Source organism: Anabaena sp. CCY 9402-a (genome assembly GCF_963920945.1).
In the GTDB taxonomy this organism is placed as follows: Bacteria; Cyanobacteriota; Cyanobacteriia; order Cyanobacteriales; family Nostocaceae; genus Trichormus; species Trichormus minutissimus.
The window spans coordinates 12,851-38,710 of record NZ_CAWUDL010000006.1; the positions used below are offsets into that span (position 1 = coordinate 12,851).

A 25,860-nucleotide genomic window follows, 5' to 3' on the forward strand; every position below is an offset into this window, starting at 1 on the left:
AGAGTCAGGAGCAAGCACAATGTTTCAAGCTTTACCAAAAACCCTAACTTTTGCAGAATTCCTGAATTGGAAGCCAGACGGCGGATGTTATGAACTACATGATGGGGTGATTGTTGAAATGCAGCCAGTAGGAGATCATGAAGAGATTAATGGTTTTTTAGCTGGTGAAGTAACTTTCGAGTTTAAACGATTAAAACTGCCTTACATCATACCCAAGCAAGCACTCGTCAAAATTCCTGATAAAGAGTCTGGTTATTCACCTGATGTGATAGTGATTAATCAAAAGCATCTTTCATCAGAACCGATGTGGAAAAAGTCTTCAACAGTGACTCAAGCTGCATCTGTTATTTTAATTATTGAAGTTGTCAGTAGCAACTGGAAAGATGATTATGCACACAAGTTAGTTGACTATGAAACTTTTGGTGTTCCTGAATATTGGGTTGTTGACTATTTAGCTTTGGGTGGTAAGCGGTACATAGGTAATCCCAAACAACCGACTATTTCTATTTATTATTTAGTTGAAGATGAGTATCAAGTTAACCAATTTCGAGGCAGCGATCGCATTATATCACCGACATTTCCAGCATTGAATTTGACTGCTGAACAGATTTTTCAAGCTGGGCGATCGTTAATTGAGTGAAACCCAAGCATACCAATAATTTTCGATATTATGTTAAATTTTGATGTTGGGTTTCCTTACGTCAAACGCCACTCGCCCCAAGCCGGGAGACCCGTCCAAGGCGGTGGCTTCCCAACCTACACTTCTTGGGCGGCTACTCAGGTAAATTAATCGCCGGATTGCGGCTAAAAAATCCTCTAGGAGATAGCTTAAACCCTAGTTTGTGAACAGGCATTACAGGCCAATCTTCTGGTTTAGGTACATGAGTAATACCCATTGTGTACCACAACACAACATCTTCACCAGTCAAAGATTCATTGTCAGCAATATATTTTGGTAAACCTTCACCCGGTGCAGCTTGATTGGGATAATCACCGCCGGCATATAATTCATTAGGCTGATATTTTGTTACCCAAAAATGATGGCTAGCAAACTCAGCTTTCTGGCGAATTTTTGCCCCCTTCACGGGAAATAATATAGTATTACTTCCTGGCATTAGCATATATGCAGGTGGCGCACCCAAAGTATTCTTTTTCTCTGCACTCGCAATCATCCATTCCCGACTGTGTTTGATATCTACATCACGCACAGCCGCTTTTTCTGTTGTTAATGGGGTATCTTCTACAACAATGGCATTTCCTAAAGGGTTATTCTTACCTATTGGTAAACTGTTGACGTTCATTTCCATCACAGAATTAGCTTGTCCATCAACATCCATATCTAGGCGGTAGTTGAAAAAGTGCTGGTGATTTACCCCAAAGGTATTTTTTGCCAACATCCGTCCATAGGAATTCTTAAACGTCTCTTGTTCAGCAGCCGTTCCCTGTGCCAAAACAATCCCTGATAAATCGTTTTCTACTTCTATAGTTCCGTCTTGGTGAAAAATCCAGTTGATGTTGTAATCATAGTTGTCAATTGCCGCCGTCATGCTCATGACTAATTCGCGATCGCGGCGCACATCATTACGCTGGGTAAGATAATCGTAATGTTTCCAAAGTATACCGCGATCGCGCTCGTAAATACCTGCGACTCCCGGCATGGTGTAAGGTTCACCCGCTTCATCGGCAAACACCGCATCAAGTAAAATCCCATTTTCTGGGACTTCCTTCCCTAACTCCATTGTGTTGGCAAGTAACCCTAGATTATATTCCCCGACATCAAAAGCATTTCTAAATGACCAAGTAGGGTTAGGATCGCCATAGGGTACTACCATCTCCGATAAACTGGCGCGGTATAATACGGGACGCTCATTTTCACCGTCGTTATAGCTAACTTGATACAGCACCAATCCACTGCGGGGGTGCATCATGTAGCGAAATTTCCAACCTTGCCAAGTAATTTCATTCCCCTTGATTTGGAAAGTTGTGCCATTAGGTTGGAGAATTTTTAACAGTTTTGGCGGTGAAAGTAGTTTAACCAAAGACTGTAAATCATAGTTCCAATTAGTTTTAGATATGGGAACTATGGCGTTATCTGTAAAATAGGTGACTGTGTTTGTGTTTAAATTGACCGTGGCTAGTACCCCTTCAATGGGACTGCCGTAATAATTCCAGCCGGGTTTGTAATAAAATAGAGTCCGACACAGACGGCTACCTGTTGCGGTTTCTTCTGGGCTTAAAATTCCCGCAGCCCAGCAGCTAATTTGCACTTTGTCAAAATCTTTAATTCCCCGCTTTTGCATAGCTTTCTGCCATCGGGGGTCAGATTTGACTACCTGCCGAGCAATTTCGTATTCTGATGCTATGATAGCAGGCTGCACATTGGGTATTTTTTGCCAAGATACAATTTTTTGAGTCTTGAGATCAACAATACCCTCATAGGTTTTATTTTGCTTTCGCTCATAGACTACCAAAAAAGCTTGGCGTGGAAATATTTGTCCTGGTGTAAATTTCAGAACTTCGGTTTTATCTGGTTCAGCTAAGGTAATCAGTGGAAAAGCAACCATATCAGTCAAAGACTTTTCTTTTCTAATTACTGCTACAGCTGTTTTAATTTCTGCTGCTGTTAACGCTGTCAGAGGATGGGTAATAGCTGGCTGTTGAGCTGCAACTATCCCCATTAATTTTAGTGAGAGAGCAAAGCAAAGAATAATGGTAGTAAGTAAACCAAAAAATAATCTGAGCCGCTTAATCATGCTTGAGTGTTGAGAAACAACTGGATTGTTATTTATTTCCAGAAATCAGATAAAAAACAGAATTAAAAGTAAATTATAATGTTTATATACCAAGGAAAGTGGTAAGTATACTCTTCACCTTGTGGCAGCATATGGTAAAAATGCTCTCAAAAATCCAGAAGTAAAAAAATTCAGCCATTGATTTCTGACTAAGAGTTGCCACAACTTAATGAGATCAATAGTTTTGAGAGCCAATGAGGAGTATCTCTATTGCACCGTCGCGGCTATTGCTTTCGCTCATTGGCTGCTCTCAACCCCTGTTCAAATTCGTCAATAGCTTGAATTGAATCCGAGATTGTCAGACATTGCTCTAGCAAATAAATGTCTAATTCTGGCAGTATCTCACTTTTAGAGATTGCTTCATACCCATAAGTATCAGGGTAAACAGTAGCAAGCTCAGTCTGGGAATTGTCCCGTAAATGGTATAACTTAAACTGGTTTCTCTCCCAAAACCAGACTTCTGCAACTCCTAATCTGCGGTAGATTTCCAGTTTGCTTACACTACCACTTGTCAAAACTACTTCTATAGCTAAATCTGGTACTTTTTTCTCTTCACCTATGCAGTAACACTCGTCTGGTTCTGCACCAGCTTTTTTTGCTTTGTTTTTAAAAGTAGAACTTCCCATAGGTACAAACCGAATGCGCTTGCTGTAGAAAAAACGCTCTAACAGCATCCCTAAATTCGTTTTGATTTTTTCATGTCTGATTGATGGCGATACGATCTCTAAGATTCCATCTAAATAATTAACACGGTAATGAGAGTTGTTTTCTAGTTTCGTCAGTAGCGATTCATAGCTTTCCCAACTCACACCACTACTGATAAACTTTTCTTCTGGGTCGTTACCATGACCCAATTCTGGCTCATCAATTAGTTCTTTAAGGCTGCTGACCATTGTCATCTTTCCTGTTCATTTTTGAGATAAAGGTGAGTTCTGCATTTATTTCATGCTGATTTCTCCATAACATCTGTTTAGATATTATCGCGAAATAAAGCGATCGCCCTAACTTCGACCGAGCAAGGAAGTTAAGCTACATTGGCGGCTTAAAGCCTTAACAGAGATTACTTTTAGAAATTCATTAAATTTTTTTCTTACCCATTTTTTACTGGATCTTAATTAAGAGCGATCGCCTTTACCAAATCAAAAGCGATCGCTCTTCTGGAACAAATCTAGGTTATTGTAACTGTTGAAGTATTAGTTTCTACTGATTACGCAGCTACCAAACGACGCAAAGATTCAGCACGACGTTTAGCTGTAGCATTGTTAGGTGCAAATTTGAGTGCTTCTTCGTACATTTGTAACGCCTGAGCATTCAACTTTTTGCGCTCGTAAGCATGACCCAGATTATTTAGTGCTACCACATAATCGGGTTGAAGTTTCAGGGCTTCTTTGTATTGACGAATTGCTAAGTCATATTGCTCTTGGACAAAATAAGCGTAACCTAGACCATTGTAGATAGGAGATGTATTTTCTTCACCCTCTTCTTCCGCAGCTTTGAGTGCTTTTTGAAACAATGGTATAGCCTGGGTAAACACTTTTTTCTCAGAATAAATACAGGCGAGTTCGTAGTATTCTTGAGCCGTACCCTTGTCTTTACTCAATTTATTTCGCAATCGAGATAAAGAACTTTCACGCTTACGCGTTTTGAACAACTGGCGGAGAACACTCACAACTGCAAATGCTAGTAAACCCACCAAAACAGAGAGATAAACGACCGCTAGATTGCTATCCATTGGCTTCAAATTAAAATATTAAAGTTGCTTCTTTATCTATTATCGGTCTTTCTGGGGCATGAGAAGGGATCAGGTGACAGGTGAGCCAGCGCGGTCTTCTCTACGAGAGGCTTCGCCAAGGGGGTTTCCCCCATGAGCGACTGGCGAACCCGTTCGCGGTAGCGTCTCTAAAAGAGAAGGGTGACAGGTGACAAGGAAGCTATTGACTATTGAATAATCCCCAATATTTGATGCGTTCTTTCAGCCAACCGTTGGCGATGTAACTAGCGATCGCTTCATTGACTTCTCTTCTAAATTCATCGTACTGCAATCCTTTGGGCATGACTACAGATAAGGGTGCGGTTGATAATTTTGTTGGTAATATGCGGTATTCGGGGTTTTGTTGCACCCAACCACTGAGAACGCTAGCATCGGCAGCAAAGGCTATGACAGTATTATTTTCTATTTGTTTTTGCGCTTCTTTGTAGGAATTAACCCCAACTAAATCGGCATCAGGGATGTAGTAACGGACTTCGGCGATGGTGCTGGAGTGATTTAAAACGGCGATTTTTTGTTTTTTCAAATCTCTCAATTGCTGTATTGATGCGTCTTTGGTAACTAAGACAGTACCATCATAGTAGTAAGGAACACTAAAGCTTACCAAACGTGAGCGTGATTCTGTGGCTGTGACTCTAGCGATCGCCATATCTACTTTATGATCGAAGACTGCCGATAAGCGATCGCTATTCATGACAGGTTTTAATTTCACAGCATCGGCTTTACCCAACAAGTCAGCCGCTAAACGCCTCGCTAAGTCAATTTCTAAGCCTTGTAACTTCCCATTCCCATCTTTAAATCCCAAGGGCGGTAAGTTATCTTTAACGGCAACCGTTATGTAACCTCGCCGTTGGATTTCTGACATTGGGGCGGCAGATGCAGCCAATCCCGGCCCAAAAAATACGCAAAAAATGCAAATAATAGTAGCGGATAATACCAGATGTAACCGACTAATTATTTGCCATCTGTTACATCCGTTATTCATCCGTTTTCACCTTTAACCTTGAACTTGACTAGCTATTTCAATAACTTTACCGAAGCTAGCGGGATCGAGAACTGCCAATTGTGCCAACATTTTCCGGTTAAGTTGGATGTTAGCTTTTTTGAGGTTGCCGATCAAGCGACTGTAGCTTAAGCCATGTTGTCTAGAAGCAGCGTTAATCCGGGTAATCCACAGACTGCGGAAATCACGCTTTTTCTTTTTGCGATCGCGGTATGCACTCCGTAGTGCTTTCATTACCTGTTGGTTAGCGGTTCTAAACAGAGTTGAGTGAGAACCACGAAAACCTTTAGCTAGTTTGAGGATTTTATTGCGGCGTTTACGAGCAACGTTACCGCGCTTTACACGAGTCATATTTTATTCCTAAAGAATCTCACAAATTTACAAATAAGGCAGCATCAAGCGCACGTTTTCTTCGTCGCGTTCGTTCACAACGGCCATTTTGGAATATTGACGCTTTTTGTTGGTTGTCTTGTGTTCCAAAAGGTGGTTTTTAAAAGCTTTGCGGCGCACAATCTTACCGCTACCAGTGGCACGGAATCGTTTCGCAGCTGCTTTGCGTGTTTTAAGTTTTGGCATGGCTTGGCTTTAATTCGACACAATCCCTCATTATATACTAATGAAACCAAATTTAAAGCCCCAATAACACCTTACAACCCACAGCTACAAGCAATGGGGTCAATTTCCAGACCCGGCAATGATTATTTTTGACGATCACTAAGGATGCTAGGAACGGGACAGTTCACCCTGCGAGACGAATTTCCTGGTGGCGATCGCACGCAACGCAGGTTTTAGCACTCCCAGCAATGCAGAAGAAAGGGGAAAGACAGAACTTCATTTTTTAGGGACATAAATAGTTTACTTTCGATCTAAATTATGGTTGCTAATTTAGTGTATTGAAGTCCAACAAAATATATTTGAACTTATTTTAGTGACAAAAATAGTTTATTTTCGGCATTTAAAAAAATGTAACTAATAGTTTCATGATTTTACTTTATCTTAAAATTCAAAAAAGTGAAAAGACATATTTATCAATAGTCAATTCACAGTCATTTAATGTATTGTCATCAAAAAAAATGGAAATCAATCATAGAAATTTCAAAAATCAAATCGAAATTAATGATTTGATCGATGGTGCTATCAGTGATGCCCTAGCACGCAGAAGCGAAACCATAAATACAGATGAAAACTTATCAGACTTATCTGATGCAGTTGCGGAGAATGTTACAGGCGGGTTGATTCAACCTATTACGATCGCAGGCTATAAACCTATTGTGATTGCAGGCTACAAACCCATTTGTCCCCCAATCACCATCGGACTGATTGCCATCGATAACTTTAAGTAACCAATCCTCTTTGCCATGCAAGAGATTCCTGCTGCTAAAACTCCACTCTGTCCCAGTGCTAGACCAGAAATAAAAGACAGCGTAGTCTTTGGTTTGATTGGTGGCAAAGTTGCAGAACCCCGTGTAACTTATCTTAAACAGTCACTAGCTGTTACAGATGAATTGTTAGCGAAAGCTAGCCCAGTTACACCGACTGAAATTTTTCGCACCGCCGCCCCTTGTGTGGAAAAAGGTTGTCAGCATTTTGATGGTCAAGATTGCCGTTTAGCAACACGAGTTGCAGAAAAATTACCTGCTGTAGTAGTAGAACTGCCTCCTTGTTCTATACGCAGAGATTGCCGTTGGTGGCAACAAGAAGGTAAGGCAGCTTGTATGCGTTGTCCACAAGTAATTACAGACAACTACAACCCATCGCAATTAATGCAAGCAGTTGCATCAACTGAAGTAAATACTTAATTCAGGAGCAAATAATGTCTTTTGAAAATGTTAGAGCTTTCTATGAAAGGCTAGCTAGTGATGAAGCCTTTCGCACCCAAATGCAACAAGTAGAAAACAAAGAAGAATGCAGCCAAATAGTCCAAGAAGCTGGTTTTGATTTTACACAAGTAGAGTTTGAAGAATACACCAGTCAATTATTAGAAGCAAACGCTGATGAAGGCGAAATCCGAGATTTAAATGATGAAGAACTAGAAGCTGTATTTGGTGGTGCTTCCTCCCTCATTGATAAAATCGGCGTTCAGCCACTGTATGGTGTGATTTTTTGGCCACCTATTAAATGGCCACCGATTCAACCCCAACCTTTGTATGGAGTTGTAGTTAACGACCAATTCTAGAGAGATTAAAAAAATTACAATTTCGGTTTTTGGGGACGGATAAACACAACCCGTCCCTGTTTCATAAGTTAAATAGGGGTGATAGTTCATGAGCGATCGCAGAATTAGCTATGCTGTTTGGGAAATCACATTAAAATGTAATCTTGCCTGTCAACATTGTGGTTCGCGTGCAGGGCATACCAGAACAAATGAACTTTCTACATCAGAAGCCCTGGATTTAGTCAAACAAATGGCAGATGTGGGCATCACCGAAGTCACCATTATTGGTGGTGAAGCCTTTCTGCGTCCAGATTGGTTGGAAATTGCCCAAGCCATTAATCAAGCTGGAATGCACTGTGGGATGACTACTGGCGGCTATGGCATCACCTTAGATACAGCGCAGAAGATGAAAGACGCTGGAATTAGAGTAGTTTCCGTTTCAGTTGATGGCTTAGAAGCAACTCACGACAGACTTCGAGGAAGACAAGGTTCATGGCAATGGGCATTTAAAACCATGAGTCACCTCAAGCAAGTAGGCATTCCCTTTGGTTGCAATACCCAAATTAATCGCCTCTCTGCACCAGAATTCCCCAGCATCTATGAACATATCCGCGATGCAGGTGTGTTTGCTTGGCAAATCCAGCTAACTGTACCAATGGGAAATGCTGCCGATAATAGCGAAATTCTGCTGCAACCATATGAATTATTAGATGTCTATCCGATGATTGCACGGGTGGCTCAACGAGCAAAACAGGAAGGTGTACAGCTTCAGGCTGGAAACAACATTGGTTATTTCGGCCCCTACGAGCGGTTTTTGCGCGGCGGGAGTGCTTGGTCATTTTGGCAAGGATGCAATGCTGGGCTATCTACATTAGGAATTGAAGCGGATGGTGCGATTAAAGGTTGTCCGTCACTACCAACCTCTGCTTACACTGGTGGTAACATCCGCGACTACTCACTAAGAACAATCATCGAAGAAACAGAGGAATTACGGTTTAATCTAGGTGCTGGTACACCCAAAGGCACAGAACATTTGTGGGGTTTTTGCAAAACTTGCGAATTTGCTGAACTCTGTCGGGGTGGTTGCAGTTGGACTGCACACGTCTTTTTTGACAAACGCGGTAATAATCCCTATTGTCATCATCGCGCTTTAACACAAGCTAAACATAATATTCGGGAACGAGTATTTCTCCAGCGTCGCGCCGACGGAAACCCCTTTGATAATGGTGAATTTGCTTTGATTGAAGAACCAATTAATGCACCTTGGCCAGAAAACGATCCATTGCACTTTACGGCTGATAAAATTCAATGGTCAGAAAGTTGGCAGGAAGTAGCATCATTAGCAACCTTAAGTATTTAGCTAAACCAATTTTGCCAAATCAAACCATAAATAAGAATGTCTATTAACCCCGATAATTCAGCAGCATCAGCACCAGATATTTCTCAACCTCAAGTTGAACCTATCTTGCCTCGTTCAGCTTGGAATAGTCAATTAGCTTATTTAAAAGTTATGTTCAAAGCTAAGAAAGCTTTAGACCGCATAGAACAAGAAACAGGAAATGAAAAAACATAAAACATATTGCAAGTGAATGAGATACACCCCACTAACTTGCAATATGCTGTAAGTATTTTTAGGGTGCGTTATACTTTGGTAACAAACCCTAAGTATTTTTGAAAAATTAAATATTATTCCTGTATTTAGTTGTGTTTATTTACAGTGGGGTGTAAATATCTGTAGAGTTAGGATTCAAATATGGATATCGCAAATCCACATTTAATCTAGCAAATTGTTCAATAATTATAGAGAGCTTTTCTTCTGGCGATCGCCGATTATTTTGTTGAGCAATTAGCAACCCATTAGCAACAATTTGACAGCGATTTGTCCCAAAGCTTTCTTGTTGTTCAAATTTAGTATCTGGCTCTTCAGCTAAACCAAGACCAGGGGCTAAATATTTGGTAAATAAAGGAATATTTTCCTGAAAATAGACTTGATTTTCGTTATAAATATTTTGCAGAATTTGATATATATTTAGATAGTCATTCTGTCTAATATACAGTACACCAGCATCATATCTATCATAGCTAGAGTAACTGTAGGGAACTTTAAATGAAAAGTATATTTTTTGTTCATTTAATTGCTGAGTTAAAGCCTGCATCAGAGGAACAGCACCATCTGACGTAATGTTAAAGTAAATTCTGACTATTCTATAATTCTGATCTTCCTCATCTACAAGCACAACACCTGTATTACCCACTGCAATATAAAAGCCTTCTTGTACGCAATTTTTAGGCATTTTAACAGCAACAATATCGCCTATAGCTACAGACTTTTCACTAGCTTTTAAATGAATTTCAGGATTAATATGTACAGTTAATTGCCCCCTATTAACTGCTATAGTGCCGTCTTTCTCTTGCTTTTTTACTACCCACCCTGGAGAAAAATAACCTTCACCTTGATTACTGGCGTGTAGTTGTTGAAATAGACTGACATCTATACCGATAAGGTTATCATTGTTCAGCCTTTGATTGTCTACTAATTCTGCTGTATTTGTTTGTAATTCAAGGGATTTAATCAGTGACCCGTTGTAGTAAACACCATATAAAAAGTTTCTAAGATGTTTTGCAATGTGTTTTTGCTGTACTTCCCAAGGTAACTTCTGGAAGCGACTTTTCATATCTATGGAAGTTTCCCAAGGCTGGTAATTTGGATGACGGATACACAACTCACAACCTAACTCTAGGTTAGTAGATATATCCTCAAGTGATGCTTGCAAATATTTGGGAATCTGGGACAAAATCTGATTTGGATATTGAACAGCCGTCATTTTTATATCTCCAGTAAAACTACTCAACTAACTTTTACGCAGATACTGTGACCCCAGCAAGTTCTTTTTCTGTCATCCCAAAGATACTGATTAATGAATCTTGGGGACGACATAATAAACTCTTAGCTACCTGGAGGCAATAAATATCACTATTTACTAATTTTTTATGATGTTCAATTTTTGCTTGGGTTTGGATAATTAAAGAAAGACCAATAAACTGAATTAGCTTTTTAAAGAAATCGGGGAAATATTGAGTAATTTCTGGAAAGTATTGCAAGTATTCTCTGACAATTATCACAATAGATGGTCTGACATCTTCTAATTTGATTTCAGCAGAACTCACTGACTCTTCCATTTCTATAGAAGGGTCAATGATCATACTAGAAAGCCATAAAGTGATATAGTTAGTTATAAAACTAGCCAAATCAAACACCGGATCTCCCCAACTACTTCTTTCCCAATCTATGATTTTGGTAGCAGATTGTTTTTGTGCTTCATGAAAGGAAGTGATATTTTCCCAATCTTCATGTACTAGAATATTGGCAATATTCAAGTCGTTGTGTACGACAGAACAAGCACGCCAAGAACTAATAGCCTCTAATCTTGCCTGCTCTAAGCTTTCGTAACGCTGGTAAAGACTAATAAATTTAATATAGTCAGGATGCATGATGCTGAGAATTTCTGGTGTAATTCTGCTTTGCAAAAACGTAAAAGCTGCGCCTTGCTTGTGCCAAAAGCTACCTGCTTGCGTAACATAGGTATATGCTGCTTCACAATTGAAAGTAGAACGATGAATTTGAGCAAGTATTGCAGCTACCCAGCCAGGAATTGTTAGGGGAAGAACTTTGCGCGATGGGCTACGCCCCGCCATAGGCGATCGCAAAATCCCGGTATATAGTTCCTGATAATTATCTAAATATTTGTAGATGGCAATAAAATTATCATGGTCATAAACAAGCATTTCTCTAATAAAAACTTGCAAAATATTTAACTGGGGAATATCTCCCATCATGCTTTGAAACTGCCATTCATTAAAAATTTCCTGTGATAATATACCTGAAAGTGTAGGACGTTCCTGCTTGACAATAAATTTACGTCCATCTTGTAAAGTAGCTATAATACTAAAGTTTTTTGTATTTAATTTGCCTACTTCTAAAGCCAATCCTGACAACTCTTGTTGTGCAAAAACACCTGAATTACTGAGATACTCAGTCACATTGTGATGACTTAATAAAAACATCACAGCCCCCAAATTAATTACAATTTATTAGTTAAAATTTTTCAAATTATTGGCAGAAGACACTTGATTGGTGATGTTATTTCTATGTCGTTCCTCTGAGATAAAATAATCGGTAAATTAACAAAGAACCAATAGTTAAAATCAAGCCAAACCTTAAGAAAGTAGCAGGAGTACCAGTTGTAGTATTTAAATTGGGAAATGTAATCTCCGCTACAGCAATTATCAATAAAACAGAGGCGAGAATATACTCACCGTATACCAACAGTGCTAAACCCATTAATCCGAATAAATATGGCGTGATATTCATGGATAAACCTCATTAATTGATTTGATAAAAAGGTCAGGGTTTGATATAAACTTACTGACCTTAGATGTTAAACAAACTAGAGACAATTAATTAGTGGCTCAAGTGATATACCAATGCGCCAAAACCTGCACCAGCACCACCGATGACTAAAGTAGTCAAAAGATAAGCTCCCCAGGTAGCAGCAACAGGACTAGCACCACCAATTGCATCACGAAGTTCGTCGTTACCTAGTTCATCTAGGTAGCTTTCATTATCAAATAAAAGGCTGTATTCAGAAGTGAGATCGTTAATAGTAATTGCCATGTCTGTCTCCTTATTTATTGACTTAATGATTGGATATTAGTGCAGTGCGTAGTAGCTAATACCAGCACCAGCAGCAAAGGTGCTGAGAGCAAAACCAGTGCCAAAAGTAGTTCCCCAAACGCTAACAGTACCTAGTGCGGTAGCGGTAAATGTAACAACAGGGGTAATACCTCCCACGGCTGCTGTTAAATCACGATCTTCTAAATCGTTGAGGAAACTTTCGGAGTCTACTAATAAATCAGAACCGGCAAATTTCAGTTCATTAATTGCGATTGATGCCATGATGAACTCTCCAAGTTACTATTAATGATTTATTGCAAATGCTAAAAACTTATTTGTTTTTCAGCACAATATATAAATATCAATATATTTCTGGATAGACAACACTTGAAAATCATGTTTTTGGACTTAAAAAATTCATTTACGGTCTAGTGAAAATTTGATTAAATCTAGCTCTAAATTCTAAATTTTCATAGCTATAAACCATGTAAAATATAGGCGATTAAGTTTGTAGTAAGGACTTTAGTCCTGAGTATTATTATTCTGACTCAGCAAGCTGCTCAACGCCCCGCTACAGCTAACAGCACTGAGTCAGTTAAAGGGACATAATAAATTTAGTTTTTTCCCAATCAATGTACCCAATGAAGAAAATTAACTATCTTGCAAGACCACTGTAACTGCAACTGACTCAACTTGTATTTTCAACCAATTAGAAAATAACTCCAATGTAATCATGTTGCGTAACTTATTATCTAATTCTGGGAGAATAATTTTTTCTACTAAAATTAAATGCACGCCTTTAGCCGTAAAAATGGGCTTAAGCAGTTGTGGTGGTTGAGAGGCGAAAATTGCCGCAGAGATTTCTGGTTTTAAATCCTTGCGTCTTAAAGCACCTTGATATCCCCCATGACGGCGTAATTCTTCATCTTGAATATACTTATGAGCGACATCATAAAAACTTGTTTCTCCTTCTTGAATGGCATAAAAAAGCTCAATAGCTAAATCCTCATCATCCAAGACAACTTCGTAGGCGATCGCACTGGTATAATCATTCTGATGCTCGAAAAAATAAGGCTCAACTTTATTTGTAAATAAATGCTCTGCTAACTTTGCTGAGAGTACGGAGAGATAAGCAATTTTTTCAAAATCATCTAGAGAAAGTCCATGTTTCTCTAACCAAGACCATGTATGAGCAGCACTGTTTAATTTATTAGTTAATCTAATTTTGTCTGCTGTCTGTTGCAACTCCTGTGCATCAACTTCAATACCCAGTATCTGTGCTGTATTTTCCACAATCTTACGGACGGTAATTTCTTCCACTAGACTGGGAACTTTGCAAGATAGTTTAATTTGCTCAATGATATCTTCTTTGTTGATGTTAATCTCTTGTGGAATGCTAATAACTTGTGACATACTTCTTAACCAAAAACTAAACTATTTAAACAAAAAAATTACCCAACTTCTCTGCTACAATTTCATGCCTCCTTGTTGTAATTTCTTGAACGGATCTAGTAGAAAATCTATAATTCGGCGTTGTCTTACCACTACTTCTGCTATTGCTGTATCTCCAGGACGCAGAGGAATACACTGATTCGCTGTAGGCATACAATTTTGATTCAGTGTAATATCTAATTGATATGCAGCTACTTTGCCATTTGCTGTATCTAGTTCAAAAGTGGTAGGAGAAATTTTTAATAACTTGCCTTCTATAACTCCGTAATCTTGAAAAGGATAGGCATCGAATTTGAGTTTTACAGGTAATCCAGTTTTCAAAGAACCGCTCTCAGTAGTTGCCATCTGCGCTCTAATTACTAAAGGCGAATTGATGGGAGAAATTTCTGCTATCATTGCCCCTGGTTGCACTACAGAACCAGCCCGTTGAATTGGTAATTGGAAGACTGTACCATCTACTGGTGCTTTTAATTCTCTTTGCCTTAATTGGAATTTTAATCCATCTATTTGACTTTTATTTTGAGCTATTTCTGCTTTTAGAGCAGTAATTTCTCTATCTAAACCCTTGAGTTGTTCTTCACTTTTGAGAACGGCTAACTTTCCGGAATGATTTAAACTCTGAAAGCTACGTTCTTTCTCTTGAATTCGCAACTGTGACTGTTCAATATTAGCTTTGGCTTGTCGTATAGTCCTTTCATAGCTATTTTGTTGTTCAGCAAGCCTTAATTTTGATTGTTCAATATCTGATTTTGCCTGTTCTAGTAATTTTGTTCTTTCTTTAGCTATATCTTGCTTGTCTACAAGGTTGATTTCTGGAACTACTCCTTCTTCCCAGGCTTGCTTGTAACGTTCTACTTCTCTAGTTGCACTATTTACACTAATTTCTACTAAATTCTGAGTGATGCGACTATGTTCAACAGCTTTTCGTGCCTGATCAACCTGTGCAAGTTTTTCTTCTTCTTGAAAATTAAATGAATTGATAATGGTCTTTAAGTTTTGTCTCTCTTGGTCAATTTGTGATTGTTTCTCTAATTCTTGAGCTTGATTTTGCTGACGCTGAATTGTCCAAGCTAAGACTAATTGATTTTTTAATAAATTTAGCTGTGATAGTTGGTTTAATTGTCCTTCTAGCTTAGTTTGTACCTGCTGTAATTCGGTATTAACTAATTCAGATTCTAATAATAGTAAAGTCTGTCCTGCCTTAACTGATTCCCCTTCTTTAACCAAAATTTTTTCCACAGTCCCCGCCACAGCCGCATCTAGTCTGACTGTTTTTCCTTCAGGTTCTAATCTGCCTCTAGCTGTACCGGTTTCATCGACTTGAGAAAACATTGCCCAAGGTAAAATAATAGAGATAAACACTACGAAAAAATACAACAGTCCTCGTGTCCAAGTCTGCGGTAAGCTATCTAGTAATTCTTTAGTGACATTAGACCAATCATCATTAGATGTTGTAGGTTGTGATGATGTGTTCAATTGCTCATGAAGTTCCTCTTCATGCACTTGAGAGGGAACAAATCCATTTAATGTGTTAGGCATGACTTTGATTAATGTGTGGGATAAAAAGTTTGGATTAAAGGCCAGGGTCTAATTGCTGTTGATTAAGATAAAAATAATGACCTCTTTTTCTCATTAACTCTTCGTGCGTTCCCTGTTCGATTAATAGACCTTTATCGAGAACTAAAATCAAATCTGCATTACGGACTGTGGAGAGACGATGAGCAATTACTAAGGTAGTCCGTCCCTTGAGTATTGTGTTGAAATTATGCTGAATAATTCTTTCGGATTCAGCATCTAAATGGGAAGTAGCTTCATCTAAAACTAGGAGTTTGGGATCACCTAATAAAGCCCTAGCGATCGCAAGTCGTTGGCGTTGTCCACCAGATAGCATTCCTCCACCTTCACCAATTTGCGTTTCATAGCCTAGGGGTAGCTTTTTAATAAATTCATCAGCACCGGCTAGTTTAGCGGCGGTAATGACTGATTCTAAAGTCGCACTGGGATCTCCCAGACTAATATTGTCTCTAATTGTGCCACCAAACAGAAATGTATCTTGGTCTACTACTCCTACTTGTTCCCGTAAAGAACGTAAGGAAATGCTAGTGATATCTTGACCATCAATCAAAACTTTGCCATCTGTAGGGGGATACAAGCCTAAAACTAACTTAGAAATTGTCGTTTTACCTGAACCACTACGCCCTACTAAGGCAACCATTTGACCTGGTTTAATTTCAAAACTGAGATTTTCTAAAATATTAATATCACTTTCTGGGTGATAGCGAAATGTGACATATTCAAAGCGAACATGACCCTTGATTTGTGGTAAAGATTGCCGTGATTGATTGTGTAAATCTTCTTCCGGTTCGGTGTCTAATACATCGTTAATCCGTTCTACAGCAATAGTTACTTCTTGAAATTCATTCCATAATACTATTAATCTTTGAAAGGGATTAATAATATTACCGAGGAGCATATTAAACGCTACTAATTGACCAATAGTTAACTCATTGTTAATTACTTGATGTGCGCCAAACCATAGTAAGGCTGTGCTAATTATGGCTTGAATAGCATTGCTGAAAATTTGTAAACGATTGCCGATTACTTGTCCAGAGAAACTGGTTTGGATTTCTTTATTTAACAAATCTTCCCAATGCCAACGTACTGTTTGTTCTACTGCTGTAGATTTAACTGTCCGCACACCAGATAAAACTTCGATGAGGTAACTACTTTCGTTAGCATAGGCATTGAATATTTCCCTGGATATTTTGCGTAAAAATGGAGTAGCAACCAATGCTAAAATAAAGAAAGGTGGCACAATTACTAATACTAATAATGCCATTTTCCAGCTATACCAAAACATCAATCCTACATAGATAAAAACTGTGATTAAATCTAGTAAAATTGATAAGGCTTCACCGGAAAGAAAGCGTTGAATTTTCCGGTTTTCTTGGACACGGGAGATAATATCCCCTACATAACGTGATTCAAAAAAGCTTAAGGGTAGGCGGAGGGTATGGCGAATAAATGCCACTATTAAAGCTGCATCTATTTTCTTGGCTGTATGGTCGAGTAAATATTGTCGCAGCCCCGTCATTGCTACACGAAATAAGCTAAAAATTAGCAATCCTAAGCCGACAGCAAATAAAGTTAACTCGGAACGTTGTACTACTACTCGGTCTAAAATTAATTGGGTGAATAAAGGGGTAATTAGACCAAATATTTGGATAAATATAGAAGCGATAAACACCTCTAACATCACTAAGCCATGAGGCTTAACTAATTCAAAGAATTGCCAAAAAGGTGTTGTTACTTCTTGAGTATCCTTTAAGAAAACTGTAGGTTGTAGTAGTAGTGTGTAACCAGTCCAATCTGCTTTAAATTCTTGATGGGTAAGGGTGCGTTGACCGATCGCCGGATCGGCGACGATGACGTGCTTGGGAGTGATCTGATAGACAACAATATAATGTTTACCTTCCCAATGGGCGATCGCAGGTAAGTTCTGTTTAGCTAATTGATCTAAACTGGCCTTGACTGGTCTTGTCGCAAAACCAATACTTTCAGCCGCCGTTGATAAACCCCGCAACGATGCGCCGTTCCGGTCAACATTGGCGATATCTCGCAAGCGGTTGACACTAAAACGTTTCCCCCAATACCGAGATACCATCACTAAGCAAGCCGCACCGCAATCTGATGCACTTTGTTGAGCAAAGAAAGGATAACGGTGAGTGACCTTTTGTAAGAGATGACCTACACGCTGGGTGGGGTGGGGAAAGTAGGCTTTGCTGATTGTCTTCGGCTTAGACTCTATAACTGGTGTTGATGGAGAATCAGTTTTGATTTCTGTTGTTTGAGAAGAATTCCCCAATAACCGATGACGCGCCTGTACTGTTGCTAACAAATGTTCTTTAATTGGGGGATACTGCTGCATCCAAGATGCAATCACCTCACTAGGAATGAAGCATAGTTGCAAATTGACACTCGCCCTCGCCCCATAAGACGGAAACGTCTTCTCTGGAAACAGGGTAAATTCTCCAAACGATTCTCCAGTTTCTAGTGTGGTGATTAATTCTCCAGCGTCATCTAATAAACGTACCTTACCAGCGATCGCAATATATATCCCAGCTTCAACATTCTCTCCTGTCCAAAACTTACCGACTTTCGGGTTGAGGAATTTAAATTTTGGGTAGCAGCGTTGAAATTCTGCTGGTGGTAGAGAGTAACCCAAAACATTGTTCAAAAGTTCTAGGGAAATCAACTGATCGGATAGTTTTTGCACCATGAATTTCTGACTCCGTACCTAATTTGGCTAAATTTATGGGGTTCAATCCGTGATTTTCGGACAATTCTTCGGATTTCAGGTCGTGAATCAATATGCTGGAATTACTACGCCTTTCTGTTGTGTCTGTTTGGGCTTTATCGGTTTGTGGACGAGTCGATAATCCCATTTGTTTAAGTAGCCTTTTAATATGGCGATCGCTAATTTCAATCCCTAATTCTTTAGCTAAATGTTTCTGCAACCAGTTAGCCGTCCATCGTCTAAAAGAATAGCCATAATCGCGGGGACTATGACTAACCAATTCTTTTAAACGTTCTAAATATTTATCATTGACTGCTTTCGGACGACCAATAGGACAATCTTCCCATTGGTGTGCCATCCCAGTACGAGCAATGTGCATCCAGTGTCTGGCTGTGGCTGGACAACAACCTAAATTTTGACAAATTGTAGTTTGAGATTTACCCTGATCTGCTAGCAGCATAATTTCAATACGCTGACGGTAAGAATCAGCTAAATCTTCTTGTAAACTCTTCTGCAAAAGCCTACGTTGAAAGGGACTTAAAAATTTACCTGTGTGACTGTCTGCAATTTTTATTGGTGTTTTTACTGGCGATTGAGACATAATTTAGGTTACTGAACGCACTAAACTGTAAGCATCCCAATTAGTGACTGTCACCTAAGCGAGCAACAGTCAATTTTTGACAAAAAAATTAGACAATACACTTTTACGCGAGGTAAATCTTCGCATAATAAAACCTCGCATCCTATCTATTCCATAACCATTTATGGAATACAGTTAGTCAACCTTTGCGGTATCTATATTTTTTCCATTCAGTGTCAAAATTTATTTTCATAAAGTTTTTATTTTCAAACATTATTTATATTATTTTATATTTCGTTTCTATCAAGTTAAAGTTAGGTTAATAGTAGGTCAACATTAGGTTACAAAGTGATTTTCGTACATTCAATTATGATTATTAATCATTAAAAAATAATTAGGGGTTGCTGAAAAAGTGTTGAAAAGCCAGATTTTTTGTTTTCCCTTCAAAGGTTACGTACAAAATCAGAAAGCGGTTCAGAAAACTACTGAACCGCCGATCATGAAATAATTTAATTTTCTTCAGGTCGAATTTTCTCAAGGCTTAATATTGCCCTGAGTATCCACCATTACTTTTTCCCCAGCTACCACCTCCAGAGCGAGTGCTTTTCTCCTCCCGTGGACGAGCTTTATTAACTTTCATGACACGACCCATCCATTCAGCACCATCCAGGGATTGAATAGCAGCATCTTCAGCAGCCGATGATTCCATTTCTACGAAACCAAAGCCACGAGCGCGGCCAGTTTCCCTATCTGTGGGTAACTGAACGCGCGTAACTGCTCCGTACTCGGAAAATACTTTAGTAAGGTCGTCTTGAGTGACGCTGTAGGACAAGTTCCCTACGTAGATTGACATGAAACTCTCCAGAATCCATTGATGCAGAGATGCTGATCCGGAGAGCCACTTGTAATTATTACTAAAAACAAGATACTTATCACCGAACTCAACTTCTCTAATTTCCGGTTTTATATTATCACAACTTAATGAATGGCAAAGTCTAGTTTTGATTATTTGTTTTAATGTATGGTAAAATGTCGGTTTTTGTAATCTTCTTGACAAACTATTTTTTTAGTCGTACCAGCATTTTGATAAGTTAGTACATAGTTCGCAACAATTTATAGTTATCGCCGAGGGGGTTTAATTTGAGTCAGCATCCAGATGCCATTGCACCGCACGGTGGACAGTTGGTAAATCGTATTGCCACACCGGAACAAAGACAAGAGTTTCTGTCGAAGGGTGATTTTTTGCCCCGGGTACAACTTGATGAGCGATCGCTTTCTGATGTAGAAATGATTGCGATCGGTGGTTTTAGTCCACTCACCGGTTTTATGAATCAGGAAGACTATGATCGAGTAGTAACCCAAATGCGTCTCGCTAACGGTGTTGTGTGGTCAATACCCATTACCCTGTCGGTAAGTGAAGCCGTAGCTGCCACCTTAAAGGAAGGTGATCTTGTGCGTCTGGATAATCCCCAAGGTGAATATATTGGGGTTTTGCAACTCACGCAAAAATATCACTACGACAAAACCCGTGAAGCAATTAATGTCTACCGTACCGATGATGCTAAACATCCAGGGGTACAGGTAGTTTATAACCAAGGTGCAGTGAATCTGGCTGGTGATATCTGGCTACTGCAACGCAATGATCACCCTTCTTTTCCTGCATACCAAATTGATCCGGCTGCTTCACGGCAGATGTTTAAAGACAAGGGTTGGAAAACAATTGTCGGTTTTCAAACCCGCAACCCCATCCACCGCGCCCATGAGTATATTCAAAAGTGCGCTTTAGAAACAGTTGATGGTCTATTTTTGCACCCCTTAGTCGGTGCAACCAAAGAAGATGATATCGCTGCGGATGTGCGGATGCGCTGCTATGAAATTTTGCTAGAACATTATTACCCCGCAGACAGGGTGATTTTAGCAATTAATCCCGCCGCCATGCGTTATGCTGGCCCCCGCGAAGCTATTTTCCATGCTTTAGTACGAAAAAACTACGGCTGTACCCACTTTATCGTTGGTCGGGATCATGCAGGCGTGGGAGACTACTACGGCACGTATGACGCTCAATATATCTTCGATGAATTTGAGCCAGAGGAATTGGGTATTGTACCCATGAAGTTTGAACACGCGTTCTACTGCACCCGCACCAAACAAATGGCCACTACCAAAACCAGTCCTAGCAAACCAGAGGAACGTGTTCATCTCTCTGGGACTAAAGTTAGAGAAATGCTGCGTCGTGGTGAATTACCCCCACCAGAATTTTCTCGTCCCGAAGTGGCGGCAGAATTAGCGCGGGCAATGCGAGTACAAGTATTAGCCTAAAAGGGGTATAAGGGTATGGGGGTGTATTCAATTCAAAATTCAAAATACTCCTTGGGAGTGAATCCTAGGGATACGCTAGCTACAAAATTTAAAACTAAAGAATTGCTTACTCGGTACTAAGCACTGAGTTCCTCACACCTATACCCCTACCCCCCTAAACCCCTAACACTATGAAGCGTCGGAGTTTTTTACAACGGATTGGCTCAATACTCGCTGTGATGGGTGTTACTGAAGCTGAATGGTTGACTTTGGGCAATCAATATTATCAAGCTTTGGCACAACCCACACCGCGTAAGCTGGCATTATTAATTGGTATTAATCAGTATCAAAAAAGTTCTTCTCTCAATGGTTGTCTGACTGATGTCGAACTGCAAAAAGAACTGTTAATTAATCGGTTTGGCTTCCAATCTTCAGATATTTTGACTTTGACGGAAGAACAAGCTAGCAGAGAATTTATTGAGGCGGCTTTTTTGGAACACCTCAAAGAGCAAGCCAAGCCTGGAGATGTGGTAGTTTTCCACTTTAGCGGTTATGGTACACGCGTTCAGCTAGCACCAGATAAAATCCAAAATGCTTTAGTACCTACCGATGAAAATCAAGCATTACAAAATTCTCAACTCGCTAATTATTTACTAGAAGAAACCTTATTATTATTATTGCGATCGCTCTCTACAGACCGAGTAACGGCAGTATTAGATACCAGTTATTATCCCCCCCACACAGTCCAAACTAAAGGATTAAGAATTCGCGCCCGTCCAGAATTAGTACAAACGCAGTTAGCACCAGCCGAACTAGCGTTTCTCCAACAACTCAAAACCCAAACTACCCCCAAAACTCAAGATGCTGAACTGAGTAGCCCGGCTTTGGTGTTGTCGGCTACCTCAGATTTGCAACAAGCCGCTAGAGAAGTGCTGCTATCTGGGTTTAGTGCAGGATTATTCACCTACGCTTTGACTCAACAATTATGGGAATCTACCCCGTCTACAACTATTCAAATCAGCCTCTCCCGTGTAGCTAGTTCTATGTCTCAGTTGGGTAGCAAACAGCAACCAGGACTAGTAAGCAAGAAGAAAAACCAAGCGGGAGTGACTATTGAAAATTTACTTCCAGACAGGATGATTGGGGCTGAGGGTGCAATTATTGCCACAGAAGACGACGGTAATGCAGCACAGATATGGTTAGGAGGACTACCCGCCCAGGTTTTAGAACACTATGGGATCAATTCTAGACTAGCTCTAGAAACAGGAGAAGAGTTAGTAGTGCGATCGCGTACCGGATTAACAGCCAAAGCTCAACTTGCTAAAATTGGTGACACTACTACCTTGCAAGTTGGGCAACTTCTCCAAGAAACAGTCCGTGTTTTACCCAGGAATATTAAATTAACCGTAGCCTTGGATACTGGATTAGACAGAATTGAACGGGTGGATGCTACTAGTGCCTTTGCCGCAGTTCCCCACGTTTCCACCGTTGTAGAAGGAGAACAGCCAGCAGATTACGTCTTTGGTAAACTACTGCAAACACCTAGTCGCTACGGTTTATTTTCTATGGGTGGTGAACCGATACCCAGCACCACAGGAGAATTTGGAGAAGCTGTCAAAGTGGCTGCACTGCGGTTAGTGACAAAATTACCCACTCTCTTAGCGGCTAAGTTATGGCGACTGACAGAAAATGAAGGTTCTTCTCGCTTACCTGTGAAAGTAAGTTTAGAGGTGGTGGGGATTGCACCTAGGGTGGTATTGCAACGAGAAACTCTGCGTACCGTCGTAGCTGAAACTTCCCCCAAAAAATCAGCCAGCACTCAGTTATCAACCCTCAAGCCTCCCGTGATTCCTATTGGGAGTCGGCTACAGTATCGAGTCCAAAACAAAAGCCAAAACCCGATTTATTTGATGTTGTTGGGTATTAAGAATCATCGAACTGCGATCGCTTTTTACCCTTGGCAAATTCTCTCAACAGTCAACAGTTCTGACAATAAGCTGCAACTACGACCTATAGTCATTGCTCCTAGAGAGACACTCACTTTACCACAAACCGTCACAACATCAGGATGGATGATTTCTGGGCCAGGCTATGAATGTGAACATCAATTAATTCTGAGTACCGCACCCTTTAAGGAAACGTTAAAAGCTTTAGAAACTGCTAAGTATCCAACAGGCGATCAACAGCCAATTAGCACACTGGTTAATCCCTTAGTGATTGCCCAAGCTTTACTGCAAGATTTGCACAATGCTAGTACCATCAAAGCGGAGATGAATGCTACAGCTACCGATTCTTACATATTAGATGTGAATCATTGGGCAAGTCTCAACTTTAGTTTTCAAGTCGCCTAACATCATGTTGACAATCCCCGTCATCAACCGACGGGGATTTTGGGGCTAATCACCGCCCTATAAGTGATTCATCTTCTGGGGGGGGAGTAACTCCATTTTGTGAAATGCTGAAACAGCAAGGGGAGCAGGGGATGCAGGGGACGCAGGGGATGCAGGGGGGATTAGTGATTTCTCAACCAAGGTGATGGATTATTAATCATATTTACCAAACCGGATAAAACTTGGTTGTAATTTGCATAAACTTCTCGTCCTACTTCTACATTCATGTAGTTGCATTTGACAGCAAATTCAATCCAAGTTTGGGTTTCTGCTGCTTCAGCTTCACAATCATTTAATTTAGCGATAAAAGCAGCTTCATAACGCCGTTTTCTCCATGCTTCAGCTAAGTTAGCACAAACAGAACGTGAGGATCTACGAATTTGATCAGTTAACGAATATCTCTCCTCCACAGGGAATTTCTTTGATAACTCAAAAATTTTCATTGCCGCTTCAAAGGCAATTTTATAAATCCCCAAATCTTTATGATCTTTGATTGCTTCTTTATTCATTGTTTAACCTCCCCTGCCTCCCCAACTTCCCCTACCTCCCCTGCTCTCTTCACCATGATCTCACTTTTTCGCATTGCTCCCCTTCTGGGGTGAAAGCAGGATACCTCTACCCATCTAGTCTTTAGTCCCTAGCTTCTAACCTTTGTTCATCCTTATTCTCATCTAAAAGTGGCAAAGCTGGTATTTGAATAACAAATGGCAATTCTGAACCTATCAGACCCCGTTGAATACGTTCCCAGGTTTCGCTGAACAATACAAATAACGGATATATACTATTAGCACCTTCACTGAGAATGTGACTATGACGATGTGGCATTAACCATTCATAGTCTTGGTTGAGGAAGACTTGGGTTTGTCGCCAACGTCCCAACAAATCAGAAAAATCTTCATCGGGACGATGAATAAATACTAAAATTTCTGCTCCAGTTTTAATCTTCCACTCTGGATCACACATTAAAATTGCTACATCACAGGGTAGGCAAATTGCCTGTGTAGTTGCAGAGGTAATTTTACGTAAACGAATAATTGGTAGAGGGATAGTGATTAAGCTTTCATCAGGACGGCGCAGACTGGGGATCATTTCCAAGTATGGACGGTGTTGCTTAAGTAATGCGATCGCAGCTAAATGATTGCTATACTCTGCCAAGCTTGCTTCATAATCAGATTTTTGCACAGGCATAAGAAATTCAAAATTAATGATTCATAGTTCATCTAGCCCAATTTTTCAAATACCTTGAATAAAGGCAGATACATCGACATCAAAATTGTACCCACCATACCCCCCAAAAACAAAATCATAATTGGTTCTAAAACGCTGGTTAATGCCTTTACTGCCTGCTCTACTTCATCTTCATAGAAATCAGCAATTTTCATCAACATTGCGTCTAATTCTCCAGTTTCCTCGCCAATACTAATCATTTGTATTGCCATTGCCGGAAAAACTTGCTCTTTTTGTAAGGCAATACTAATCATCCCACCTTGTTGAATTTCAGCTCGTGCGGCATCAATAGCATTAGCAACTACCTGATTACCTGATGTATCCCGCACAATTTCTAAAGATGTGAGAATAGGCACGCCAGAACGAGTCAGAGAACCAAATGTGCGACTAAAACGAGCCACTGAAGATTTTTGAATCAAGTCACCAAATATCGGCATTTTTAAAGAAAGACGGTCAATTGTTTCTTTACCCAAGCGGGTTTTGTAATACTGTGTGTAGCTAAATTTTACACCTACAATTCCACCAATAATTAATCCTGATTTCCAACTTCTTAAAATTTCACTACAATCCATTAAGAATTGGGTTAATGCAGGTAATTCTGTTCCTAATTCTATGAAAATCTTGCCAAAAATAGGGAGAAGGAAAACAGTCATGCCGACAAAAATACCAGTTGCCAAAATACCAACTACTACTGGATAAGCTAGTGCTGATTTAAGTTGGTTCTGTAATCTAGCCATATCTTCTAATAACTTGGCTAGGCGATTTAGCACTTCATCAAGAACACCTCCAACCTCCCCAGCTTGAATCATACTGACATACAAACCATCAAAACAATCAGGGTGCTTACGCATGGCATCTGAAAGATTAACACCGCTTTGTACATCATTACTAATATCGTTTAGAGCTTGTTTCAGTTTACTATTGGTACATTGATCAGCTAATACACCCAGTCCTCTAACAATAGCTACACCTGCATTTACTAAAGTAGCCAGTTGTCGAGAGAATACTGCTTTTTCTTTAACAGTAACTTTGACCAAAGAAGTCTGGAATTTTTGGAAGTCAAAACTGGCAGATTGAGTCTGCTTCAAGTCTTGAACTACAAAACCTTTATCTCTAAGATTAGTACGAGCATCTGCCAAGGATTCGGCAACAACTTTTTCACTTCTGGTCTTTCCCTGTGAGTCCCGAACACGGGCAACAAATGTTGGCATAATTTAATTCAA

The 25,860-nt window shown here is 39.8% G+C and carries 28 protein-coding genes; 9 read left to right on the forward strand and 19 right to left on the reverse strand.

What is annotated here, in order from left to right; all coding sequences use genetic code 11:
* The first annotated feature begins 19 nt into the window (after window positions 1-19).
* Window positions 20-640 carry a Uma2 family endonuclease gene (locus ACM0OR_RS03755; protein WP_414575054.1) on the forward strand — a complete coding sequence of 207 codons (621 nt, stop codon included), beginning with the start codon at window positions 20-22 and terminating at the stop codon, window positions 638-640.
* Between the two features lie 133 nt (window positions 641-773).
* Here ACM0OR_RS03755 and ACM0OR_RS03760 read toward each other — a convergent pair whose 3' ends face one another.
* From ACM0OR_RS03760 to rpmI, 6 genes are all read right to left on the reverse strand, one after another.
* Window positions 774-2,753 carry a primary-amine oxidase gene (locus tag ACM0OR_RS03760; protein WP_414575055.1) on the reverse strand — a complete coding sequence of 660 codons (1,980 nt, stop codon included), beginning with the start codon at window positions 2,751-2,753 and terminating at the stop codon, window positions 774-776.
* A gap of 263 nt (window positions 2,754-3,016) precedes the next feature.
* The gene (locus tag ACM0OR_RS03765; protein WP_414575056.1) at window positions 3,017-3,685 is read right to left on the reverse strand and encodes a Uma2 family endonuclease; all 669 of its coding nucleotides are present in this window, start codon (window positions 3,683-3,685) and stop codon (window positions 3,017-3,019) included.
* Window positions 3,686-3,999: 314 nt separating this feature from the next.
* Window positions 4,000-4,524, reverse strand: coding sequence for a tetratricopeptide repeat protein (locus ACM0OR_RS03770; RefSeq protein WP_323265996.1), 525 nt, complete (start codon window positions 4,522-4,524; stop codon window positions 4,000-4,002).
* 199 nt (window positions 4,525-4,723) lie between these two features.
* Window positions 4,724-5,545 (reverse strand): transporter substrate-binding domain-containing protein, encoded by an 822-nt coding sequence (locus tag ACM0OR_RS03775; protein ID WP_414575058.1) that lies wholly within the window; start codon window positions 5,543-5,545, stop codon window positions 4,724-4,726.
* 12 nt (window positions 5,546-5,557) lie between these two features.
* The gene (rplT, locus tag ACM0OR_RS03780) at window positions 5,558-5,914 is read right to left on the reverse strand and encodes a 50S ribosomal protein L20 (RefSeq protein ID WP_323265998.1); all 357 of its coding nucleotides are present in this window, start codon (window positions 5,912-5,914) and stop codon (window positions 5,558-5,560) included.
* 27 nt (window positions 5,915-5,941) lie between these two features.
* Window positions 5,942-6,139: a 50S ribosomal protein L35 gene (gene rpmI, locus ACM0OR_RS03785; RefSeq protein WP_190697063.1), complete on the reverse strand. Its 198-nt coding sequence runs from the start codon at window positions 6,137-6,139 to the stop codon at window positions 5,942-5,944.
* A 128-nt stretch (window positions 6,140-6,267) separates the two neighbouring features.
* Between rpmI and ACM0OR_RS03790 the strand changes: the two genes are divergently transcribed.
* The 6 genes from ACM0OR_RS03790 to ACM0OR_RS03815 all read left to right on the forward strand — a co-directional run bounded on the left by ACM0OR_RS03790 (window position 6,268) and on the right by ACM0OR_RS03815 (window position 9,291).
* On the forward strand, window positions 6,268-6,405 hold the full coding sequence (locus tag ACM0OR_RS03790; protein WP_414575059.1) for a hypothetical protein: 138 nt from the start codon (window positions 6,268-6,270) through the stop codon (window positions 6,403-6,405).
* 231 nt (window positions 6,406-6,636) lie between these two features.
* Window positions 6,637-6,906 carry a hypothetical protein gene (locus ACM0OR_RS03795; protein WP_323265999.1) on the forward strand — a complete coding sequence of 90 codons (270 nt, stop codon included), beginning with the start codon at window positions 6,637-6,639 and terminating at the stop codon, window positions 6,904-6,906.
* Window positions 6,907-6,921: 15 nt separating this feature from the next.
* A complete protein-coding gene (locus tag ACM0OR_RS03800) occupies window positions 6,922-7,362 on the forward strand; it encodes a nitrogen fixation protein (protein WP_323266000.1) in 441 nt (146 codons plus the stop codon).
* 14 nt (window positions 7,363-7,376) lie between these two features.
* Window positions 7,377-7,739 (forward strand): Nif11-like leader peptide family natural product precursor, encoded by a 363-nt coding sequence (locus ACM0OR_RS03805; RefSeq protein ID WP_414575060.1) that lies wholly within the window; start codon window positions 7,377-7,379, stop codon window positions 7,737-7,739.
* Between the two features lie 88 nt (window positions 7,740-7,827).
* Window positions 7,828-9,078 carry a nif11-class peptide radical SAM maturase 3 gene (locus ACM0OR_RS03810; RefSeq protein WP_414575061.1) on the forward strand — a complete coding sequence of 417 codons (1,251 nt, stop codon included), beginning with the start codon at window positions 7,828-7,830 and terminating at the stop codon, window positions 9,076-9,078.
* Window positions 9,079-9,114: 36 nt separating this feature from the next.
* Entirely contained in the window at window positions 9,115-9,291 is a 177-nt protein-coding gene (locus ACM0OR_RS03815; RefSeq protein WP_414575062.1) for a hypothetical protein, read from the forward strand.
* A 139-nt stretch (window positions 9,292-9,430) separates the two neighbouring features.
* On the opposite strand, the gene ACM0OR_RS03820 is transcribed toward ACM0OR_RS03815, so the two are convergent.
* The 10 genes from ACM0OR_RS03820 to ACM0OR_RS03865 all read right to left on the reverse strand — a co-directional run bounded on the left by ACM0OR_RS03820 (window position 9,431) and on the right by ACM0OR_RS03865 (window position 19,575).
* Window positions 9,431-10,543, reverse strand: coding sequence for a T3SS effector HopA1 family protein (locus tag ACM0OR_RS03820; RefSeq protein WP_414575063.1), 1,113 nt, complete (start codon window positions 10,541-10,543; stop codon window positions 9,431-9,433).
* 34 nt (window positions 10,544-10,577) lie between these two features.
* Complete coding sequence (locus ACM0OR_RS03825) at window positions 10,578-11,783, reverse strand: phosphotransferase (RefSeq protein WP_414575064.1); 1,206 nt, start codon at window positions 11,781-11,783, stop codon at window positions 10,578-10,580.
* A gap of 82 nt (window positions 11,784-11,865) precedes the next feature.
* The gene (locus tag ACM0OR_RS03830) at window positions 11,866-12,090 is read right to left on the reverse strand and encodes a hypothetical protein (protein ID WP_323266006.1); all 225 of its coding nucleotides are present in this window, start codon (window positions 12,088-12,090) and stop codon (window positions 11,866-11,868) included.
* A 90-nt stretch (window positions 12,091-12,180) separates the two neighbouring features.
* On the reverse strand, window positions 12,181-12,393 hold the full coding sequence (locus ACM0OR_RS03835; RefSeq protein WP_323266007.1) for a hypothetical protein: 213 nt from the start codon (window positions 12,391-12,393) through the stop codon (window positions 12,181-12,183).
* A 36-nt stretch (window positions 12,394-12,429) separates the two neighbouring features.
* Window positions 12,430-12,675 (reverse strand): hypothetical protein, encoded by a 246-nt coding sequence (locus tag ACM0OR_RS03840; RefSeq protein ID WP_323266008.1) that lies wholly within the window; start codon window positions 12,673-12,675, stop codon window positions 12,430-12,432.
* A 369-nt stretch (window positions 12,676-13,044) separates the two neighbouring features.
* The gene (locus ACM0OR_RS03845) at window positions 13,045-13,788 is read right to left on the reverse strand and encodes a peptidylprolyl isomerase (protein WP_414575120.1); all 744 of its coding nucleotides are present in this window, start codon (window positions 13,786-13,788) and stop codon (window positions 13,045-13,047) included.
* Window positions 13,789-13,860: 72 nt separating this feature from the next.
* The gene (locus tag ACM0OR_RS03850; protein ID WP_414575066.1) at window positions 13,861-15,384 is read right to left on the reverse strand and encodes an HlyD family efflux transporter periplasmic adaptor subunit; all 1,524 of its coding nucleotides are present in this window, start codon (window positions 15,382-15,384) and stop codon (window positions 13,861-13,863) included.
* A 34-nt stretch (window positions 15,385-15,418) separates the two neighbouring features.
* The gene (locus ACM0OR_RS03855; protein ID WP_414575067.1) at window positions 15,419-18,124 is read right to left on the reverse strand and encodes an ABC transporter transmembrane domain-containing protein; all 2,706 of its coding nucleotides are present in this window, start codon (window positions 18,122-18,124) and stop codon (window positions 15,419-15,421) included.
* A complete protein-coding gene (locus ACM0OR_RS03860) occupies window positions 18,018-18,743 on the reverse strand; it encodes a helix-turn-helix domain-containing protein (protein WP_414575068.1) in 726 nt (241 codons plus the stop codon). The genes ACM0OR_RS03855 and ACM0OR_RS03860 overlap by 107 nt, the downstream gene beginning before the upstream one ends.
* A 520-nt stretch (window positions 18,744-19,263) precedes the next feature.
* Window positions 19,264-19,575, reverse strand: a complete 312-nt coding sequence (locus ACM0OR_RS03865; protein ID WP_414575069.1) for an RNA recognition motif domain-containing protein — start codon at window positions 19,573-19,575, stop codon at window positions 19,264-19,266.
* A 287-nt stretch (window positions 19,576-19,862) separates the two neighbouring features.
* Between ACM0OR_RS03865 and sat the strand changes: the two genes are divergently transcribed.
* Window positions 19,863-21,041 carry a sulfate adenylyltransferase gene (sat, locus tag ACM0OR_RS03870; protein ID WP_323266013.1) on the forward strand — a complete coding sequence of 393 codons (1,179 nt, stop codon included), beginning with the start codon at window positions 19,863-19,865 and terminating at the stop codon, window positions 21,039-21,041.
* 170 nt (window positions 21,042-21,211) lie between these two features.
* Entirely contained in the window at window positions 21,212-23,371 is a 2,160-nt protein-coding gene (locus ACM0OR_RS03875; RefSeq protein ID WP_414575070.1) for a caspase family protein, read from the forward strand.
* 161 nt (window positions 23,372-23,532) lie between these two features.
* Here ACM0OR_RS03875 and ACM0OR_RS03880 read toward each other — a convergent pair whose 3' ends face one another.
* The 3 genes from ACM0OR_RS03880 to ACM0OR_RS03890 form a co-directional block, all read right to left on the reverse strand.
* Window positions 23,533-23,919 carry a four helix bundle protein gene (locus ACM0OR_RS03880; protein ID WP_196510284.1) on the reverse strand — a complete coding sequence of 129 codons (387 nt, stop codon included), beginning with the start codon at window positions 23,917-23,919 and terminating at the stop codon, window positions 23,533-23,535.
* A 121-nt stretch (window positions 23,920-24,040) separates the two neighbouring features.
* Window positions 24,041-24,598, reverse strand: coding sequence for a hypothetical protein (locus tag ACM0OR_RS03885; protein ID WP_414575071.1), 558 nt, complete (start codon window positions 24,596-24,598; stop codon window positions 24,041-24,043).
* 32 nt (window positions 24,599-24,630) lie between these two features.
* Window positions 24,631-25,848 (reverse strand): type II secretion system F family protein, encoded by a 1,218-nt coding sequence (locus ACM0OR_RS03890; RefSeq protein ID WP_414575072.1) that lies wholly within the window; start codon window positions 25,846-25,848, stop codon window positions 24,631-24,633.
* Window positions 25,849-25,860 lie beyond the last annotated feature (12 nt).